General features: G+C 39.1%; 20 protein-coding genes. 17 read left to right on the top strand and 3 right to left on the bottom strand.

The features are described 5' to 3' along the window. Nucleotides 1-136 precede the first annotated feature (136 nt). The 6 genes from MTF66_RS24870 (at nucleotide 137) to MTF66_RS24845 (ending at nucleotide 6,922) form a co-directional block, all read left to right on the top strand. Complete coding sequence (locus MTF66_RS24870) at nucleotides 137-1,372, top strand: NRAMP family divalent metal transporter (RefSeq protein ID WP_138623336.1); 1,236 nt, start codon at nucleotides 137-139, stop codon at nucleotides 1,370-1,372. Nucleotides 1,373-1,796: 424 nt separating this feature from the next. After that, on the top strand, nucleotides 1,797-3,044 hold the full coding sequence (locus MTF66_RS24865; protein ID WP_138623334.1) for an HlyD family secretion protein: 1,248 nt from the start codon (nucleotides 1,797-1,799) through the stop codon (nucleotides 3,042-3,044). Further along, complete coding sequence (locus MTF66_RS24860) at nucleotides 3,037-3,711, top strand: ABC transporter ATP-binding protein (RefSeq protein WP_138623332.1); 675 nt, start codon at nucleotides 3,037-3,039, stop codon at nucleotides 3,709-3,711. Before MTF66_RS24865 ends, MTF66_RS24860 begins: the two co-directional genes overlap by 8 nt. A gap of 1 nt (nucleotide 3,712) precedes the next feature. Then, nucleotides 3,713-6,076 carry an ABC transporter permease gene (locus MTF66_RS24855; protein WP_138623330.1) on the top strand — a complete coding sequence of 788 codons (2,364 nt, stop codon included), beginning with the start codon at nucleotides 3,713-3,715 and terminating at the stop codon, nucleotides 6,074-6,076. Nucleotides 6,077-6,084: 8 nt separating this feature from the next. Beyond that, nucleotides 6,085-6,534 (top strand): hypothetical protein, encoded by a 450-nt coding sequence (locus MTF66_RS24850; RefSeq protein ID WP_248529003.1) that lies wholly within the window; start codon nucleotides 6,085-6,087, stop codon nucleotides 6,532-6,534. Between the two features lies 1 nt (nucleotide 6,535). Beyond that, complete coding sequence (locus tag MTF66_RS24845) at nucleotides 6,536-6,922, top strand: glutaredoxin domain-containing protein (protein ID WP_171043279.1); 387 nt, start codon at nucleotides 6,536-6,538, stop codon at nucleotides 6,920-6,922. Between the two features lie 422 nt (nucleotides 6,923-7,344). On the opposite strand, the gene MTF66_RS24840 is transcribed toward MTF66_RS24845, so the two are convergent. Genes MTF66_RS24840 through MTF66_RS24830 form a run of 3 tightly spaced genes read right to left on the bottom strand, consistent with a single transcriptional unit; the run spans nucleotide 7,345 to nucleotide 9,661 of the window. Then, nucleotides 7,345-8,532 carry a VWA domain-containing protein gene (locus tag MTF66_RS24840; protein WP_138623326.1) on the bottom strand — a complete coding sequence of 396 codons (1,188 nt, stop codon included), beginning with the start codon at nucleotides 8,530-8,532 and terminating at the stop codon, nucleotides 7,345-7,347. A 1-nt stretch (nucleotide 8,533) separates the two neighbouring features. Beyond that, on the bottom strand, nucleotides 8,534-9,382 hold the full coding sequence (locus MTF66_RS24835; RefSeq protein ID WP_138623324.1) for a MoxR family ATPase: 849 nt from the start codon (nucleotides 9,380-9,382) through the stop codon (nucleotides 8,534-8,536). Between the two features lie 54 nt (nucleotides 9,383-9,436). After that, nucleotides 9,437-9,661, bottom strand: coding sequence for a DUF1653 domain-containing protein (locus tag MTF66_RS24830; RefSeq protein ID WP_008110327.1), 225 nt, complete (start codon nucleotides 9,659-9,661; stop codon nucleotides 9,437-9,439). Between the two features lie 61 nt (nucleotides 9,662-9,722). On the opposite strand from MTF66_RS24830, the gene MTF66_RS24825 reads away from it, so the two are divergent. The 11 genes from MTF66_RS24825 to rpoS all read left to right on the top strand — a co-directional run bounded on the left by MTF66_RS24825 (nucleotide 9,723) and on the right by rpoS (nucleotide 17,364). Further along, a complete protein-coding gene (locus tag MTF66_RS24825) occupies nucleotides 9,723-10,202 on the top strand; it encodes a DUF2947 domain-containing protein (protein ID WP_008464232.1) in 480 nt (159 codons plus the stop codon). A 75-nt stretch (nucleotides 10,203-10,277) separates the two neighbouring features. After that, complete coding sequence (locus MTF66_RS24820) at nucleotides 10,278-10,910, top strand: hypothetical protein (RefSeq protein ID WP_008464230.1); 633 nt, start codon at nucleotides 10,278-10,280, stop codon at nucleotides 10,908-10,910. A 34-nt stretch (nucleotides 10,911-10,944) separates the two neighbouring features. Beyond that, nucleotides 10,945-11,232 carry a cell division protein FtsB gene (gene ftsB / locus MTF66_RS24815; RefSeq protein ID WP_008110330.1) on the top strand — a complete coding sequence of 96 codons (288 nt, stop codon included), beginning with the start codon at nucleotides 10,945-10,947 and terminating at the stop codon, nucleotides 11,230-11,232. Beyond that, the gene (gene ispD, locus MTF66_RS24810; RefSeq protein ID WP_138623322.1) at nucleotides 11,222-11,923 is read left to right on the top strand and encodes a 2-C-methyl-D-erythritol 4-phosphate cytidylyltransferase; all 702 of its coding nucleotides are present in this window, start codon (nucleotides 11,222-11,224) and stop codon (nucleotides 11,921-11,923) included. The genes ftsB and ispD overlap by 11 nt, the downstream gene beginning before the upstream one ends. Next, nucleotides 11,920-12,402: a 2-C-methyl-D-erythritol 2,4-cyclodiphosphate synthase gene (gene ispF, locus MTF66_RS24805; protein WP_008464226.1), complete on the top strand. Its 483-nt coding sequence runs from the start codon at nucleotides 11,920-11,922 to the stop codon at nucleotides 12,400-12,402. The genes ispD and ispF overlap by 4 nt, the downstream gene beginning before the upstream one ends. Further along, entirely contained in the window at nucleotides 12,399-13,448 is a 1,050-nt protein-coding gene (gene truD / locus MTF66_RS24800) for a tRNA pseudouridine(13) synthase TruD (protein WP_010387747.1), read from the top strand. Before ispF ends, truD begins: the two co-directional genes overlap by 4 nt. Then, nucleotides 13,429-14,193 (top strand): 5'/3'-nucleotidase SurE, encoded by a 765-nt coding sequence (surE, locus tag MTF66_RS24795; protein ID WP_054201786.1) that lies wholly within the window; start codon nucleotides 13,429-13,431, stop codon nucleotides 14,191-14,193. Before truD ends, surE begins: the two co-directional genes overlap by 20 nt. Next, a complete protein-coding gene (locus MTF66_RS24790) occupies nucleotides 14,183-14,821 on the top strand; it encodes a protein-L-isoaspartate(D-aspartate) O-methyltransferase (RefSeq protein ID WP_010387750.1) in 639 nt (212 codons plus the stop codon). Before surE ends, MTF66_RS24790 begins: the two co-directional genes overlap by 11 nt. Before the next feature lie 9 nt (nucleotides 14,822-14,830). Then, nucleotides 14,831-15,409, top strand: coding sequence for a YqaA family protein (locus MTF66_RS24785; RefSeq protein WP_109874227.1), 579 nt, complete (start codon nucleotides 14,831-14,833; stop codon nucleotides 15,407-15,409). 41 nt (nucleotides 15,410-15,450) lie between these two features. Beyond that, complete coding sequence (locus tag MTF66_RS24780; RefSeq protein WP_248529000.1) at nucleotides 15,451-16,275, top strand: peptidoglycan DD-metalloendopeptidase family protein; 825 nt, start codon at nucleotides 15,451-15,453, stop codon at nucleotides 16,273-16,275. 117 nt (nucleotides 16,276-16,392) lie between these two features. After that, nucleotides 16,393-17,364, top strand: coding sequence for an RNA polymerase sigma factor RpoS (gene rpoS, locus MTF66_RS24775; RefSeq protein ID WP_054201960.1), 972 nt, complete (start codon nucleotides 16,393-16,395; stop codon nucleotides 17,362-17,364). Nucleotides 17,365-17,403 lie beyond the last annotated feature (39 nt).

Genomic DNA, 17,403 nt, shown 5'->3' with positions numbered 1-17,403 from the left:
ACAATGTGTTATTTTTAAAAAGAGCCTAAGGGCTCTTTTTTATTGCCTGTAAATTAGGTAAGTTATGCACTCACACAGTTTATTAATGATAAAAATTAATAATAAAAGCACATAACACACCAAATTTGAGAAGTTAATGCAGTACACACAAAACACATGGAAGTCTCGGTTAGGGGCGCTCGGCCCAGGTATTTTAATGGCAACCGCTGCCATTGGTGGCTCACACTTAGTTGCATCGACCCAAGCTGGCGCATTATTTGGCTGGCAGCTATTTTGGCTTATTGTGGTGGTTAACGTTTTAAAGTACCCGTTTTTTCGTTTTGGTATGGAGTACACACTCGCTACTAAAAATAGTTTAGTCGAAGGGTATAAAAACCAAGGGCCTGGCTATTTTTACAGTTTTATTGCCCTCAATATTATTGCCGCTGTGGTAAATACCGCGGGCGTATTGTTGCTTACTGCGAGCTTATTACACTACGCATTACCTATTAGTATTCCTGTTACCTTATTGTGCTGGTTAGTATTGGCTGTGTGTTTAATTATATTATTACTAGGGCACTTTAAAGCGCTCGATAACGTTGCAAAAGCTATTATGGGGCTACTTACTATAGCAACCATAACCGCATTAGTTATTGCTATAAATAACGGCCCTGTAGCTCCTGTAAACTATGTTGGCCCTTCACCATATGAACTTGCCATGTTAGGCTTTATGGTTGCCTTAATGGGCTGGATGCCAGCGCCTATTGAAATTTCGGCTCTGAGCTCGTTGTGGCTTAAAGAAAAACAAGCTCAGCAAAGTGTGACTAAAAGCCAAGGCTTATTCGACTTTAATGTAGGTTATTGGTTAACCGCCGGGCTTGCGCTGGTATTTTTTAGTTTAGGTGCGTTAGTGCAATATGGACAAAGCAGTAATATAGAGCTTGGCGGTGTAGCCTTTGCTAAACAGCTGATTGATATGTATGCACTTACTATTGGCGAGTGGGCAAGGCCTTTGGTATCTGCCATCGCGTTTTTGTGTATGTTTGGCACCACACTCACCGTGCTTGACGGTTACGCCCGCACACTTAACGAATCGCATAAACTTCTAGGATTTAAGCAATCAAAACACAGCTTAAATACGTGGCTTATATTACAAGCATTGGCCGGTATGGCCGTTATTTTATTTTTTAAATCAGCCCTTGGCCCCATGCTTACCTTTGCCATGACGCTTGCGTTTGTAACTACACCCGTTTTTGCATGGCTTAACTTCAGCCTAGTTCGCTCAGAGCCTGCGATTAAACACAGCCTATTTTTGCGTAGCTTAACCTGGTTAGGCTTGGTGTACTTGGTTGGTTTTGCTATGGCGTTTGTAGTGTGTAAGGTGATTAAGTAATTGATTTATTGAGCATAATTTGCGAAGTATATATTGTATTTTCGATTAGGGGTAGCCGCTGTATTTTATTAAAAAAGTAACTTAAAAGCTAAAGGGTTGGTTAATGATATGTTGTTTTTTTGATTGAAATTGTAGATAAAATGTTTTTTTATCTTGCATTTGTGTTTTTTTTGGGTACGCTGGTCAATACTGCCTGTGCTGGAATATAATACAAAAACTCATAAGAAGGATACATATATGAAAAATTCATTGAAGAAAACTATTTTTGCAATTGTTCTAGCTGGTACTGCATCATATGCATATGCCAAAACTTGTATGACACATACGGAATGCTCAGGTGGAAGTTGTTCTACTATAACAGTTTGTTATTCATTCCCAGAACCTATAGTTATATTGCCATAATATAATTTCAACGCGGGCAGTTATGAAACAGCATTTAGTGATAAAGAAATCAAAAGTATTTAAAAATAATGTAATTATGATCGCCATTGTTTTGGCATCCATTGCTTCAGTTGCTTACTGGTTAAGTAGGGACTCTATTCCTAAACAATATCTTAAGCCAATTAAAGTCAACTCTATAATAAAAAATGGAATCTTAAAAGGTATTGGAACGATACAGCCAACTCAAAGAGAGCTTATGTCAGCACCTTCCGATGGCACCATAAAAGCATTAAAAATACGTGAGGGGCAAACAATAAGTCGAGGTGATATATTAGCAGAACTCAGTAATTATGAGTTGGAGCAAAAAATACATACAGCCCAATTTGAACTATTAAATACAGTTTCTCAAGTCGCTATTGATAAAAGTAATTTGGCGATACGGTTATCGAAAGTTAAGTCTGAATTAGGGAATGCTTCAATGCAACTTAAGCAGCAACAGCTTGAATTAAATGCTAATAAAATCCTGGCTGAAGATGGCATTATTTCATCTATTCGCTTTAAACAAAGTCGCATGCAATTCGAACAAAGTAAATTAGCCCTTGAGGCAAAGAAAACAGAGCTAGTTCTTTTCAAAGAAGCTTATGAGCAACAATTAATTGCTTATAAGAATAAGGTTCAACTCGCAGAAAATCAAATTGAGTATTTAGTCGCAAAGCAATCGCAACTTACCTTAACTGCTAAGTTTGATGGGGTTGTAAGTCAAAATACCAGCAAACTTGGGCAAATAGTTAAGCAAGGTCAGCCATTATTTGAATTGATAGAAACTAATGACTTATTAGCCAAAGTACAGGTTCCTCAATACTCCTCAGAGCAATTAGAAAAAGGCCAAAAGGCCAAAATAATTACTCCTTCAGGTAATATCGAGGCTGAAGTAGATTATATAGACACCGTTATTAGGAGCGGCTCGATAAATGTGTTTTTAACTATCAATTCAGGTACTCCAAACTGGTTGAGAAGTGATCAAGCCATTGAGGCGCATATTTATACCTCAGAGCAACAAGCGACTTACAGTGTAGAAAAACCGGCTGATTTTGAAAAGTTTGAGCATTGGAGTATTTTTGAAGTTAATGCTGATGATCAGGCTGTGTTAACACGTATCAGTTTTCATGAAACTCAAGAGCAACAGCTAAGTTTTAAAGAAAAGTTAGGCAGTAACTATGTGTTATTAATACCTAGCGAGTATACGAAAAAAGATAAAATAAATTTTGAATTAGGTTACTTCAATGACTGAACCCCTTATTAAATTCGAAAATGTTGTATTTAGGTACGCTAGTAATACTAAAAATACTTTAGAAGATATTAATTTTACTATTGATGATGGTGAGTATATATCCATTACGGGCACTTCAGGTAGTGGCAAAAGTACTTTGCTATCTATACTGGGACTTATGAACAAGCCGTCACAAGGAAATTATTCGATCTCAGGTATTGACACTCAAAACCTAACAAATAATTCTCTTGCTGCAATAAAAAATCGTGAAATTGGTTTTATATTTCAAAACTTTAACTTGTTAAGCCACTTAACAGTGTTTGATAACGTAGCGCTTCCTTTAACTTATAATAACTCAGTTAAGCGTAATGAATACAAGGCAAAAGTACAAGCTGTACTCAAGCAAGTTTCAATGGAAGGTTTTATAAATAAAAAACCAAATCAACTTTCTGGGGGGCAACAACAACGAGTGGCCATTGCTCGAGCACTTATAAATAAACCTTCATTGATACTAGCAGATGAGCCGACAGGAAATTTAGACTCTAATAACAGCCAACTTGTTTATGAACTTTTAGAGAAATTAAATATACTACATGGTAATACTATTTGTTTAATTACCCATGATGAAAACTATGCAAAAAAAGCTAAACGTCGATTACATATACACGATGGCAAGTTGATAGATTAAGATGGAAAAATTATTCATAGACTTCACTTTCAACTGGTTGAAATATCAGTTTCTATCTTGGAAGATGCTTTTAAGTGGTGTGCTATTAATTGTACCAATAAGCTTAATTTTAAATCTAAAAGCTATAGAAACACATTTTTTATCAATAGATTTTACTTCCATTAAAAATACTGAGGTTATTAAGCAAATATCGATATTTGACAATTCAAGTAACTCTCCTGTTGATAAGTTTATATTTGATGAGATACATGCTCGATATCCGTATTTAGTGGGAATGTTTGAAAGAACACTAGAGCTATCAGCAAAAAAAGTGATTGCGGGACCAGATCAAGATGTAACAGTAAGCTTTGCATCAAGTACGTTAACTAAATTAGATATAGACACACATTTAGGATCACTCCAAGCCTTTGGCTTAGCAACAACAGGTGCCAACCCAATTGCTGCTGTTAGTTTTAATTATTGGAAAAATAATTTAAACAGTGATCCTTCCATCGTTAATCAACAGATTATAGTTAATGGTAAAAGCGCAAAAGTGATCGCGGTACTAAATAAAGGTTTTATTTCCTTGAGGCGCGATAGTTCTACCGACTTATTATTACCTTATCACCAACTTAGTGAATTTGTTCCTAGCGAGCAAGCACTTACACCAGATACTTTCTCATATTTGATTGGTGATGTTGGTAACGTAAACGATTTTATAGCTAGATTAGATAAACATTTAAAAGAAGAGCTATTTGTTTTTGATAATACAAATCTAGTTCTTAGTAATTCCATTGGAGTTATACCTGATAAATTCCAAAGAATATCTAGAAGGGTTGATTTATTAAGTATCTTATTTAGTGTTTTACTAATCTTTAGTTTGGTGTCATTTTCTGCTTTTTATACCACACAGTGCATCAACAAAAAAAAAGAGATTGCTATTCGTAAGTTATGTGGTGCAAATGAAAAGCATATAATTATGCAAAACTATATTGAAGTAGTCTTGCTTGCTTGCTACTTACTTATTATGCTAATAATTTTTACACCCTTAACAAATAAACTAGCTTTTTTAATTGTGCCTACAATTGATACTTTTAATGCCAAAAATAACGTTATTGTGTTAGTGCTTCTGCTACTAGGCTTTATTACTCTTTTGCTAGGGTTAAACTATTTACAAGACAAAACTACGATAACTCACACGGGTCGTGGCAGCAGTGCATCTTTAAGCGAAAAGGTACAAGTGTTTACGCTGCTTTCATTCTTAATCAGTTTGGCTATGTTGAGTATTTATATCAGTTATTTAATTATTTACAGCCAGTTAAACTTGAATAATCACAATATAGGTTTTAAACATAAAGATATCTCAATCGCTACATTTGATTTTCCCTCTACACCAAAAAATAGTTTTATGGCAGATGATTCAGCACAGCAACTAATACTGCAACTCAGTGCATTGCCATACTTAGATTCAGTTGCATTGACTAATGTACCCCCATTAAGTGAGCGCAGCGCATTTAGTCACTGGTATACAGTATCGGGTCAACCGATAACGTCCAGTAAGAATTCACAGACTTCCAATCATAGAGTAAGCCCTAATTACTTTAATACAATTGGTACTCGCATAATTATAGGGGAGAGTCTGAATTGGGGGGAATATACCAATATAGTAATTAATAAAGCTTTATGGGAACGCTACTTTAGAGAAGAAGAGCTAGGGCAAGCCTACCTACTTGCAGGCTTTGGTGAGAAAAAAGTAAAGTATAAAGTGGTTGGTGTTGTTGAAAATATTCACATAAAAGGAAGTGATACACCTGTTCAGCCTACCATTTATACACTGATTAGCGTTATAACCGGCTTTGAAAGTATTGTCCTTAAATACGATAAGTTAGCGGCAATTAATATTGTACAAGAAATGAAGGCAATCACTTACAAAATAAGCCCTTACCTAAAAAATTTAACTATTGTAGAGTTGTCTAAGCTGGTCAAAAAAGAAAACCAGCCTAGGGTTGCAATTCTGATTGTAACGATAACTTGCTCGTTGGTCTTGATATTCAGTGCTTTATTATATTGTATTTATAGTATCAAGCAACTTGCTAGTAAGTCTGCGACTGAAATTGCTTTAAAAAGAGCGATTGGTGCTCGTACTAAAGTAATTATATGGTCACTATGTAAGTATTTTCTATTTATTTTTTTAATTACTCACTTTATTGTTTTAACGGTTTATTATGTAAGCATAGATAGATTGAAACCATTTCTTTTTGGTGTTGATTTAATTAATGTAATTGTAATTATTACGGTTCACCTAGTCACTTTATCATTAGTAATAATGGTATTTGTTTTAGAAACTAAAAAGATAATAAATACATCTTGGAATAGTCTTAGTTAAGGAAAATGATGAAATATTTACACCCTCTAATATTTTTGAGCTTATTCTTTGTAGCTGATGTGGTTGCAAAAAATTATGAGTTTACCCATCGTCAAATTGTAGCTAGCTCTATAGATAATTCAGCCCCACAGTTGTTTTTATTTAATAATCAAGGCGAGCTTATTCATTATTCAAACAGCTACTTACCAAATATTTTATCTATTTTTAGAAAAAAGGTGGTATTGACAGACAGTGAGCAGATAAAGCAAGATTTATTTGACCTGTTAAGCGAGCAGGTTGATTTTACGGAACATCAGTACACTTTGTTTTATACTTCAATTGAAGAAGCCGTTGGCCCATGTAAGCCATGTCGGCAACAAGAAGAAAAAATAGCTTTGTTAGAGACCAAACTTTCAAAAGAAAAATTATTAATTCACAGTATCACTATTATTAATGAAGTTTATGAGGTACAGGATTAATATGAAAATAAAAGATCTTTTATCTTATTTGCTAGTCATCATATTAGCAATTTTGGCTACACATTTTTTTATTCATGAGGCAACAGTTGGGGGCAATAAAAATGATTCACTTCAAACAAATTGGCATAAAAATCCTACTGACCAATTAACCTTATACTCAGCAAAATGGTGCAAGGCTTGCCAAGCAACGAAGAAATACTTTAAAGAGAAAAACATTCAGTACACAAATATAGATATTGAATTAAGTCCCGATAAAAATATTTTTCTCAAAGATAATAACATAAACTCCATACCGGTTATTACATATAACAATCAGACTATAATAGGCTTTGATAAAGTTAGTATTGAAAAGCTTTTATCAGAGCAAAAAGTTAAATATATTGATTAATGTTATATTTCACTAATACTGAATATAAGTTTGATGTGTCAGTAGCTAATCATTTAGTGCTTAAGCTGGTATGGCTAGTAGTCTGTTGCTTCTGTGTATGCGGCAGTTGAATTCGTCGGCTGTAATAGTGGCTAATCAAAAGCTGAAGTGAAAGAGGTTATCGTGTAAAGGTAAGAATGAGATCTATCGAATAACCTTATAATCAAGAGTTTTTTAATTAAGTAATGTGGCTTTGTAAGACCATGCTGCATTAAGCCCTGTAAGGTGCAAAGCATACAATGAGTAGACTGAAATCGATCAGAACTTTACAAGTTTACCTCTAAGATAAGAACAATAATTGAATTAATAATTTAGAAAGTTCAAAGCAACGCTTTGAACTTTTGGAAGTTATTGTAAACCTCATATGACTCTAATGTTTTATATTAACTAAGCTCTTTTATTGCTCTACTTATCCCATCTAAACTCAGCGCATACATGCGGTTGTTCATTAGCTGCTTTATAAAGTCAATTGATTGATAATACGGCCAGTGTTCAACGGGTTGTGGGTTGAGCCACGCGACTTTATCAAAGTGATTGGTGATTCGGTTTAACCATGCACTGCCGGGTTCTTCATTCCAATGCTCTACTGAGCCGCCAGGGTAGGCAATTTCATATGGGCCCATAGTGGCATCACCGACAAATATAACTTTGTAGTCGCTGGTAAACTTGTTGATGAGTGTCATGGTGTCAATAACGTTTGAGTGGCGGCGCTGGTTATCTTGCCATACGTGTTCGTATAAACAGTTATGGAAGTAGTAAAACTCTAAATGTTTAAACTCACTGTGGGCGGCGCTAAATAACTCTTCACAGGTATGAATGTAGTCATCCATTGAACCGCCAATATCAAACAGCATCAATACTTTTACCGCGTTGTGGCGCTCGGGGGCCATTTTTACATCGAGCATGCCGCCTTGTTTGGCGGTCGCGCGTATGGTTTCGTTTAAATCAAGGGTGTCACTTGCGCCAGTACGAGCAAATTTGCGTAGTTTTTTAAGTGCCAGCTTTATGGTACGAGAGCCAATTTCACGGTCGGAATCTAAGTTTTTGTATTCGCGCTTATCCCACACTTTTACTGCTTGGCGATTACGGTTGCCGTCTTGACCAATACGCACACCCTCAGGGTTATAGCCGTATGCACCAAAAGGCGAGGTGCCGCCTGTACCTACCCACTTATTGCCGCCAGCGTGGCGTTTTTGCTGTTCTTCTAGGCGCTCTTTTAGGGTTTTCATTAGCTCGTCGAGCCCGCCCATGGCTTTTAGTTGGGCTTTTTCTTCATCACTTAGGTGCTTTTCAAACTCTTTACGCAACCAATCTTCAGGTAAGTTGTGTTGCTGTTTTAAGCTCTCGAGTAGGTCTAAGTCGGCAATACCGCTAAAGTAATCGCTAAAGGCTTTATCGAACCGGTCAAAATGGGTTTCGTCTTTTACCATAATAGTGCGCGCTAAATGATAAAACCCGTCTACATCAGCAAATATAACGCCTTGTTTTAAAGCGTTAATTAAATCGAGTAGCTCTCTCAGGCTCACGGGTAAGCGGTATTCTCGTAATTTGAAGAAAAACTGTACCAACATGTTAGCGACGGCTCATAAACGCAAGCTTTTCGATTAGGCTTATGTCTTGCTCGTTTTTAAGCAGCGCACCAAACATCGGCATTAAACCGCCTTTTTGCGCTTTGTCGTGCAGGATTTTTGCGTCTATATCTTCAGCCATTAATAGTTTTAACCAATCCAGTAACTCGCTGGTGGATGGCTTCTTTTTAAGGCCATTGGCTTCGCGTAAGTTAAAAAATACTTCTAGCGCTTGGCGAACTAAATCTTGTTTAACATGCGGGTAGTGCACATCAATAATTTGCTGCATTTCGTCGCTATTTGGAAAATCAATATAATGGAAAAAACAGCGACGTAAAAACGCATCAGGCAGCTCTTTTTCATTGTTTGATGTGATGATCACAATAGGGCGCTCTTTAGCCACAATGCGCTCACCGGTCTCGTATACATGAAATTCCATTTTATCGAGTTCGAGCAGTAAATCGTTTGGAAACTCAATATCGGCTTTGTCTATTTCGTCAATAAGCAGTACTGGGCGTTTGCCGTTTAATTCAGCGTATATGAAGGCTTGCCACAGCTTACCTTTAACTATGTAGTTGCTAATATTGTGAACGCGCTCATCACCTAGCTGGCTGTCGCGCAAACGCGATACCGCATCGTACTCGTACAAACCTTGCTGCGCTTTAGTGGTTGATTTTATATGCCACTGAATAAGCTCAGTATCTAAACTTTTCGCTAATTCCTCGGCCAGCATGGTTTTACCTGTGCCAGGCTCGCCTTTAATTAAAAGCGGTTTTTGCAGCATAATAGCGGCGTTTACTGCCTGTTTTAATGCTGAGCTTGCGATGTAATTATCAGTAGAATTAAATTGCACGGGTTATCCTTTATCTGGTCTGAGCAGTAATTATTATGCGTTATAATGCCATAGTTAATCGGCTTCACCAAGGTAGGCAAAACGGGCGATAGTTTTACCGTCTTTTTCTACGGTTTCAGTAAACATACTTAGTGGGCGTGCCCATATGCCGTATTCACCGTATAAGGCTTGGTAAATAACCAATTGCTCGTTGGTTTCGCTGTGGGTCGCCACATGCATAACTTTATATTGTGGGCCTTTGTAGTGTTGATATAAACCCAGTTTTAGTGCTGTAGTCATAGTCTGTTATCTTGTATAATTTGCCTTCGCTTTTTATTATGCCAAAGAATACAGCAATACTATGAATTATATTTCTCTTGATGATTACAAAAAAGCCTGGGTATTTCGCCACAAAGATATTCCGGTTTCAGATATTGATGCAGCCAATATTAAACCTATGACCAGCGAGCGTGCCGCCGTACTATGGACAACCATGGTGAGTCGCGAACATGATCATCCAGACTTTTTTGATAAAACCGATTGGTGCGCGCAAGAGCAAAACTTTAGCCAAGAAATTAATTGGGAAGATGCGTGGGAAAGCGAAGAACCCCAATTTCCAGATGCTATTTTGAACCACTTAGATTGGCAGGCTAATACCACAGTGTATTTTTGCATGGCACGCGACAATATTATCGAAACGACATTTGATGTGTTTAAACGTAACTGGCAAAACTTTATGTTTTTGGCTGATGGCAGCTTATTAATAGGTAAAAAGCGAAGTACTATGGTGCAATTTTTAGAATCAGGTATCGCAAAATTAGGTGAAAAGCCAAGCGCTTAAATTACTACAAGTGCTTAAAAACTGTGCATTACTGTGTTATAAAACAGTATTAAAATGTTTTTTTGAGTACAGCGATTGGTTGCTAAAAATAAGCAGTTTAACACAAGCCAGCAAGTTGAAATGTGGCAAACTGATGCACAAAAAGTGCTTTACGCACAATTATGCAATGCTTTTTATCAGCGTGAAGTTCAGCGCTTAGTGGCTGAACCTAATGGTGACCGTTTACGCAGGCAATTAAAAAGCCTGCCTTATTATATTGAACGTGCCGCAACACGTGTAGCTAATGCACCATTGCCTTTTACGCTTGATGCGCAAAATGGAGGCTGGCTTGAAAAACAAAAACCTACACCGCCAGAGGCTAATCCTGCAGCGAATGAACTTTTTTATCAAGCGCATGCCAAAGTAGGGCTAATAATTCCGGTATTATTACAAAGTCACGGTCAAATTCGGGTTAGAATAGATAGCATTGATCAAGTAGCTGATACGCAACTGCATTGTAATGAACTTGGTTGGTTTGATTTTTTAGGCCAAGGACTTGAGCAACAAAGTGCGCAATTGCTTAAACCCAGTAAAACGAGCCTTGCAGCGGCGTGTTGTGGCCACCAGTGGCAGTTTTCAAAGCGCAGCACACCACGGGTTTTGTCATTACGGGAAATGTTACTTGCTGCCAATATTAATTGGCGCAATGTTAAGCGGCCGTTAGCATAAGTAGATAATTAAAAATTAAAATAAGGAGTGTTTAATGCGATTTTTTCAATTTGGCTTGTTGTGCTTAGCACTTTTTATCCAGTATCGCCTTTGGTTTGGTCATAATGGGGTGCAAGACTATACCCGTTTAAAAAATGCGGTGGCATCGCATCAACAAACTAACGAAAAACTAATAAAGCGTAATAAAGTATTAAAAGCGGATATAGAAGATTTAAAGCTCGGCCACGAAGGCATTGAAGAGCGTGCCCGCAACGAATTAGGAATGATTAAACCGGACGAAACCTTTATTCGTGTTTTACCGGCTCAACACCATGACAAATAAACAAACTATTGCTGCTATTGTTCCTGCCGCAGGTGTTGGCAGTCGAATGCAACACACAACACCAAAGCAATATATTTCCTTAGCAGGGAAAACCATTCTAGAGCATACGCTCGCTAAGTTATCGCAGTTACCGCAGTTAAATTCTGTAGTGGTGGCACTGAGCGAAACCGACCCCTACTTTGACGACCTTACGCTAGCTGACCCTCGCATTGTGCGTGCTATTGGCGGTAAAGAGCGCGCAGATTCAGTGTTAAACAGTTTATTATTTTTAGCCGCTAACCCACCTACTTGGGTTTTGGTGCATGACGCTGCAAGACCTTTAGTGGATATTGCTGATATAGAGCGCTTGATAGCACAGTGTATGCAGGATGATGAAGGCGGCATTTTAGCCAGTAAAGTAAAAGATACTATAAAACGGGGGCAAAGCCATGCGCAGCAAACAGTGCCTCGTGATGATTTATGGCAAGCGCTTACCCCGCAACTGTTTAAATACGACGAGCTTAAAACGGCATTGCAAAGTGCGCTTAACAGCGGCGTTACCATTACTGATGAAGCCAGTGCAATGGAGTGGGCAAATAAGCCGGTAAAGCTGGTAGCAGGGCGTAGTGATAATATTAAAATCACCACCCCAGAAGATTTAGATTTAGCAGGCTTTTTACTGCAAAAACAAAATAATGAGAGTGCAAAATGATACGAATAGGCCATGGTTTTGACGTACATAAATTTGGAGGCCAAGGGCCTTTAACTATCTGCGGCGAAAAAATTGATTATCCACAAGGCTTTTTAGCACACTCAGATGGTGATGTAGCTATTCATGCCTTATGTGACGCTATTTTAGGATCATTAGCGCTGGGCGATATTGGTAAGCACTTTCCGGATACGGCCAGTGAATATGAAAATATTGATAGCCGTATTTTACTTCGCCATGTAGTGAACCTAGCCAAGCAACAAGGTTATGTATTGGGCAATGCGGATGTCACTATTGTGGCACAAGCACCAAAAATGCTGCCGCACATTCAAGCGATGCGTGGCAACCTTGCCAGTGATTTAAATGCCGAGCTTTCTCAGGTAAATGTAAAAGCTACCACTACCGAAAAACTCGGTTTTGAGGGGCGTAAAGAAGGCATTTCCAGCCATGCCGTGGTCATTATGAGCAAACAAAACGCATGAGCGAATTAAATTATTTATATGGCGCGCCGCTTTCCAAAGCCGACTTTAAAACCACCGCAGAAGACTTTATGGTTGATGAGGATCTCGGTATAGAGTTTACCGGCAGTGGTGAACACGTGTGTTTGCAAGTGGTTAAAAAGGGTGAAAACACCCAATATGTTGCCAAGCTTATTGCACAAAAAGCGGGTGTATCGCCACGTGATGTAAGTTATGCCGGTATGAAAGACCGCCATGGAGTATGCTCGCAGTGGTTTAGCGTAAAAGTACCGATTAAAAAGCATATTGATTTTACTGAGCTGAACAGTGAAAGCGTGTTTGTGGTATCGCAGCAGCGCCATGAGCGAAAATTGCGCACTGGTTGCCATAAAGGAAATAGATTTACTATTACCTTGCGCAATGTAACCGAGCCGCTTGATATTTTATGCCGTATAAACGCGGTACGCGCAGGTGTGCCTAATTATTTTGGTGAACAGCGCTTTGGTCGTGATGGGCACAACCTAGTGATGGCCGAAAAAATGTTTGCCGGTGAGCGTATTCGCGATAAAAAGCTGCGAGGCATTATTATTTCTGCTGCGCGTTCACATGTGTTTAATCAAATTGTTAGTTTACGCGTGGCTGAGCATGGCCTTGCTAAAACCATGCACCGCGAAGTATTTATGCTCAGTGGCAGTAATGCATTTTTTGAAGATGCGATAAGTGATGAAAATATTGCACGGCTTGCCTCTGGCGATATTATGATGTCGGCGCCCATGGTGGGCAAAAGTGAAAAAGGCTTAACCGAACAAGAAAAAACATGGTTGGCACCGTATCAAGCATGGTGTGATGGCTTAGGGGATTTAGGGCTTAAAAACGAGCGTAGAATGCTGCGTTTAATACCCCAAGAGCTAAGCATAGAAACACTTGATGAACGCACATTAAAACTCAGCTTTGGTTTACCCAAAGGCTGTTTTGCAACGGCTTTACTGCGCGAACTGGTTAATTATACTGATGCCAGCCCTCGCGAGCGAAAAGAAAAGGATACCGCAGATGAAGATTCTATTAAGTAATGATGATGGTGTTAATGCCAAAGGTATTGCTGTTTTATATCAAGCATTAATACAAATCGCTGAGGTAACGCTGGTTGCTCCAGATAGAAATTGTAGTGGTGCTAGTAATTCACTAACGCTAATGAACCCGCTGCGTGCCACAACGCTCGACAACGGCTTTATGTCGGTAAACGGTACACCCACTGATTGTGTGCACTTAGGTGTTAATCAATTAGTGGATGAAAAACCCGATTTGGTTGTTGCCGGTATCAATCATGGCGGTAATTTAGGCGACGATACACTTTACTCTGGTACAGTTGCTGCGGCGACTGAAGGTCGTCATTTGGGCTTACCAGCAATTGCGGTATCTTTGTGCTCTCATCATGGTGAGCATTTTGAAACAGCGGCCGCCGTTACTGTAAATATTATTAAAGGGCTTGCTTCACATCCGCTGCCGAAAGATCAGATCATTAATATTAATGTTCCCGATATTCCGCTCTCTGAGCTCAAAGGCGTTCAGGTAACTCGTTTAGGGGCTCGTCACAAAGCAGAAACCATGACCAAACAAACCGATCCATGGGGGCGCGATATTTTTTGGTATGGATCGCTAGGGCTTGAAAGCGACGCAGGTGAAGGCACTGACTTTTATGCGGTTAATAATGGCTATGCATCAGTGACCCCGTTAAGCGTTGATATGACTGCCAAAGACAGTATTAAAGCCGTGGGAGAGTGGTTAGCCGAGTTGGAGATTAATCGTGCTGGCTAATTATACTCGCAGTGCACAAGCGCTTTCAGACTTATTACAGCGAGATGGCGTAGAAGATAAAGAGGTTTTAAAAGCAATAGCGCAAATTCCTCGGCATATTTTTATTGATGATGTACTCAAACACAAAGCGTATCAAAATACCGCGCTACCTATAGGGCAAGGGCAAACTATTTCTCAGCCTTATATTGTTGCGCGCATGACCGAGCTAATGCGATTAGCCGGTGTTCAACATAAGGTGTTAGAAATAGGCACCGGGTCGGGCTATCAAACTGCGGTTTTAGCTAAAACCTTTGATAAGGTATATTCGGTAGAGCGTATTAAAGCTTTGCAATGGCAAGCTAAACGCCGATTACACCAGCTCGATTTGTACAATGTCACCATGAAACATGGCGATGGTTGGCAAGGCTGGCAGTCACAAGCGCCATTTGATGGCATTATCGTGACCGCTGCGGCAACCACCATTCCCCCCGAGTTACTCGCACAACTTGCAGATGGAGGCGTATTACTGGCCCCTATTGGTGAGGCAGAACAAAATTTAACCATGGTTATTCGCCAAGGCGATAGCTTTACAGAGCATGTAATTGCGCCAGTAAGATTTGTACCTTTAGTCCCTGGTGATATTGAATAGGAATTCATTTTGAAGTTGTTTACCAAGTTATACGATATGGCGCTAGTGTGGGCTAAACACCGCCACGCAGAACGTTATTTAGCAGGAATGAGCTTTGCCGAATCGGTTTTTTTCCCGGTCCCGCCCGATGTAATGTTAGCGCCGATGTCGCTAGCGCAACCAAGTAAGGCATGGCGATTTGCAAGCTTTGCTACGGTTGCGTCTGTGCTTGGCGGCGTGCTGGGTTACTTACTTGGATTTTGGTTGTTTGAACCGGTTGTAGAGCCCTTTATTGCGCAAATGCAATGGCAAGATAAATTTAATACGGCGCTTGCATGGTTCAAAAATTACGGTGTTTGGGTGGTATTTATAGCGGGGTTTTCGCCTATTCCTTATAAAGTATTTACCATTGGCGCTGGTGTATTACAAATGGCGTTTTTACCTTTTATTATTGCCTCAGGTATTGGGCGTGGCGCGCGTTTCTTTTTAGTATCTGCTTTAATGAAATGGGGCGGAGTTAAAATGGAACAAAAATTACGCCAATATATTGAAGTACTTGGCTGGGCAGTGGTTGCTTTAATTGCTGTTGCGTACCTATTGTTGCGATAATCGCCATAATATAATGATATTAAAACAGAGGGCAAAACACATTGAATAAACAAATACGCTGTTATGTTGCTTTATTTATTAGTGTTTTGCTTTGTGCATGCTCGTCTCGCCATGTTCCCGCTCCTGTAAGTAGTTTAAATAATAATATTAATGACTATCCTTCACGGATTAATATTAACGGTGGTAAGTACACGGTACAAAAAGGCGATACACTTTATTCGATTGCTTTTAGTGCTGGAAAAGATTTCAGAGAACTTGCAAAAAATAATTCAATTCCATCACCTTACACTATTGTTCCTGGTCAGGTTGTATCCCTTTTAGAACCAAGTAGGTCAAGGGTTACACAAAAAAAGTATAAAAAGAAAGCTGTTAAAAAGCCACCCCATTTACAAAAAAGCAACAGAAAATTAAAGAAAGAGCTTGATAAGCCGAAAAAACGTAGGTATGTTCAAAAACAAGCTAACCAAAAAATTAGTCAGTCTCAAGGTTCTTCAACTAAAAAGTTGAGTTGGTTTTGGCCTGCTAAAGGTAAAATAACAAAACGCTTTTCTAACAAGGAAAATGGTTATAAAGGCCTACAGATTGCTAATAGAAAGGGTACTGCCGTACTCGCCGCTGCAAAAGGAACAGTAGTTTACGCGGGTAGTGCACTTAGAGGTTACGGTAATTTAATTATATTGAAACATAATGATGATTACCTAAGTGCTTATGCACATAACTCAACGTTACTTGTGAAAGAAAAGCAAATAGTGAAGGCGGGACAAAAAATAGCAGAAATTGGTAATTCAGAGTCTTCAGTAACGGCACTTCGTTTTGAAATTCGTTATCGAGGAAAAGCTGTTAACCCTGCTAAGTACCTACCCTGAACTGAAGGTGTTGATTGACTGTTCTGGAGAAGGCTCATGGCTAATACAGCAAAAGCTAATAAAACGACTACAGACCTTAATCATAAAGTTATTGATAGCTTGCTCAGGAGAAGTCTTATGGCTGATGTAGCAAAAGCTGAGAAAACCCCCACTGATGATAAGTTTGACGACTCTAAAATAGAGGAGACAACGAAGTTACTTGATGACGTGGAAGATGAAGATGTATTTGTAAAAGAAGAAGTCACTAAAAACCTCGACGCCACCCAATTATACTTAGGCGAGATTGGTTTTTCCCCTCTATTAAGTGCAGAAGAAGAAGTGTTTTTTGCACGAAAATCGCTTAAAGGCTGCGAAGCCTCCCGAAAACGCATGATCGAAAGTAACTTACGCTTAGTTGTGAAAATTGCGCGTAGGTACAACAATCGTGGGCTTGCTCTACTTGATTTAATTGAAGAAGGTAATCTAGGGCTGATCCGAGCTGTTGAAAAGTTTGATCCTGAACGTGGTTTTCGATTTTCTACTTATGCCACATGGTGGATACGCCAAACCATTGAACGGGCAATAATGAATCAAACCCGTACAATTCGTTTGCCTATTCATGTTGTTAAAGAGCTTAACGTTTATTTACGTACAGCACGTGAGCTAACTCAAAAGCTTGATCATGAGCCAACCGCAGAAGAAATTGCAGAAAGCTTAGACAGACCGGTCGAAGATGTAACAAAAATGCTTCGCCTAAACGAAAAAATAGCGTCTGTAGATATGCCTATTGGTGGCGAAAATGACAGTGCATTGTTAGATGTGATTGCCGACGAAAAAAATGTAGGTCCTGAAGGTGAAGTGCAAAACAATGATATGAATACGCATATTATTGACTGGTTAGGTGAATTGAACCCTAAGCAGCGCGAAGTACTGGCACGCCGGTTTGGTTTACTCGGTTATGAGCCTTCAACACTTGAAGATGTGGGCCGTGAAATTGGGTTAACCCGTGAGCGAGTTCGCCAAATACAGGTTGAGGCGCTACGTCGGTTAAAAGATATCTTGCAGCAAGAAGGATTAAGTACCGAAAGCTTATTTGAACAGTTCGCTTAATCTAAACACACAAAAAAATGAATACAGCCCGACTCTTTA

It is taken from the genome of Pseudoalteromonas sp. 2CM39R, from assembly GCF_023161845.1.
Note: the sequence above shows the minus strand (reverse complement) of the source record. Positions and strands in the feature narration are given on the sequence as shown.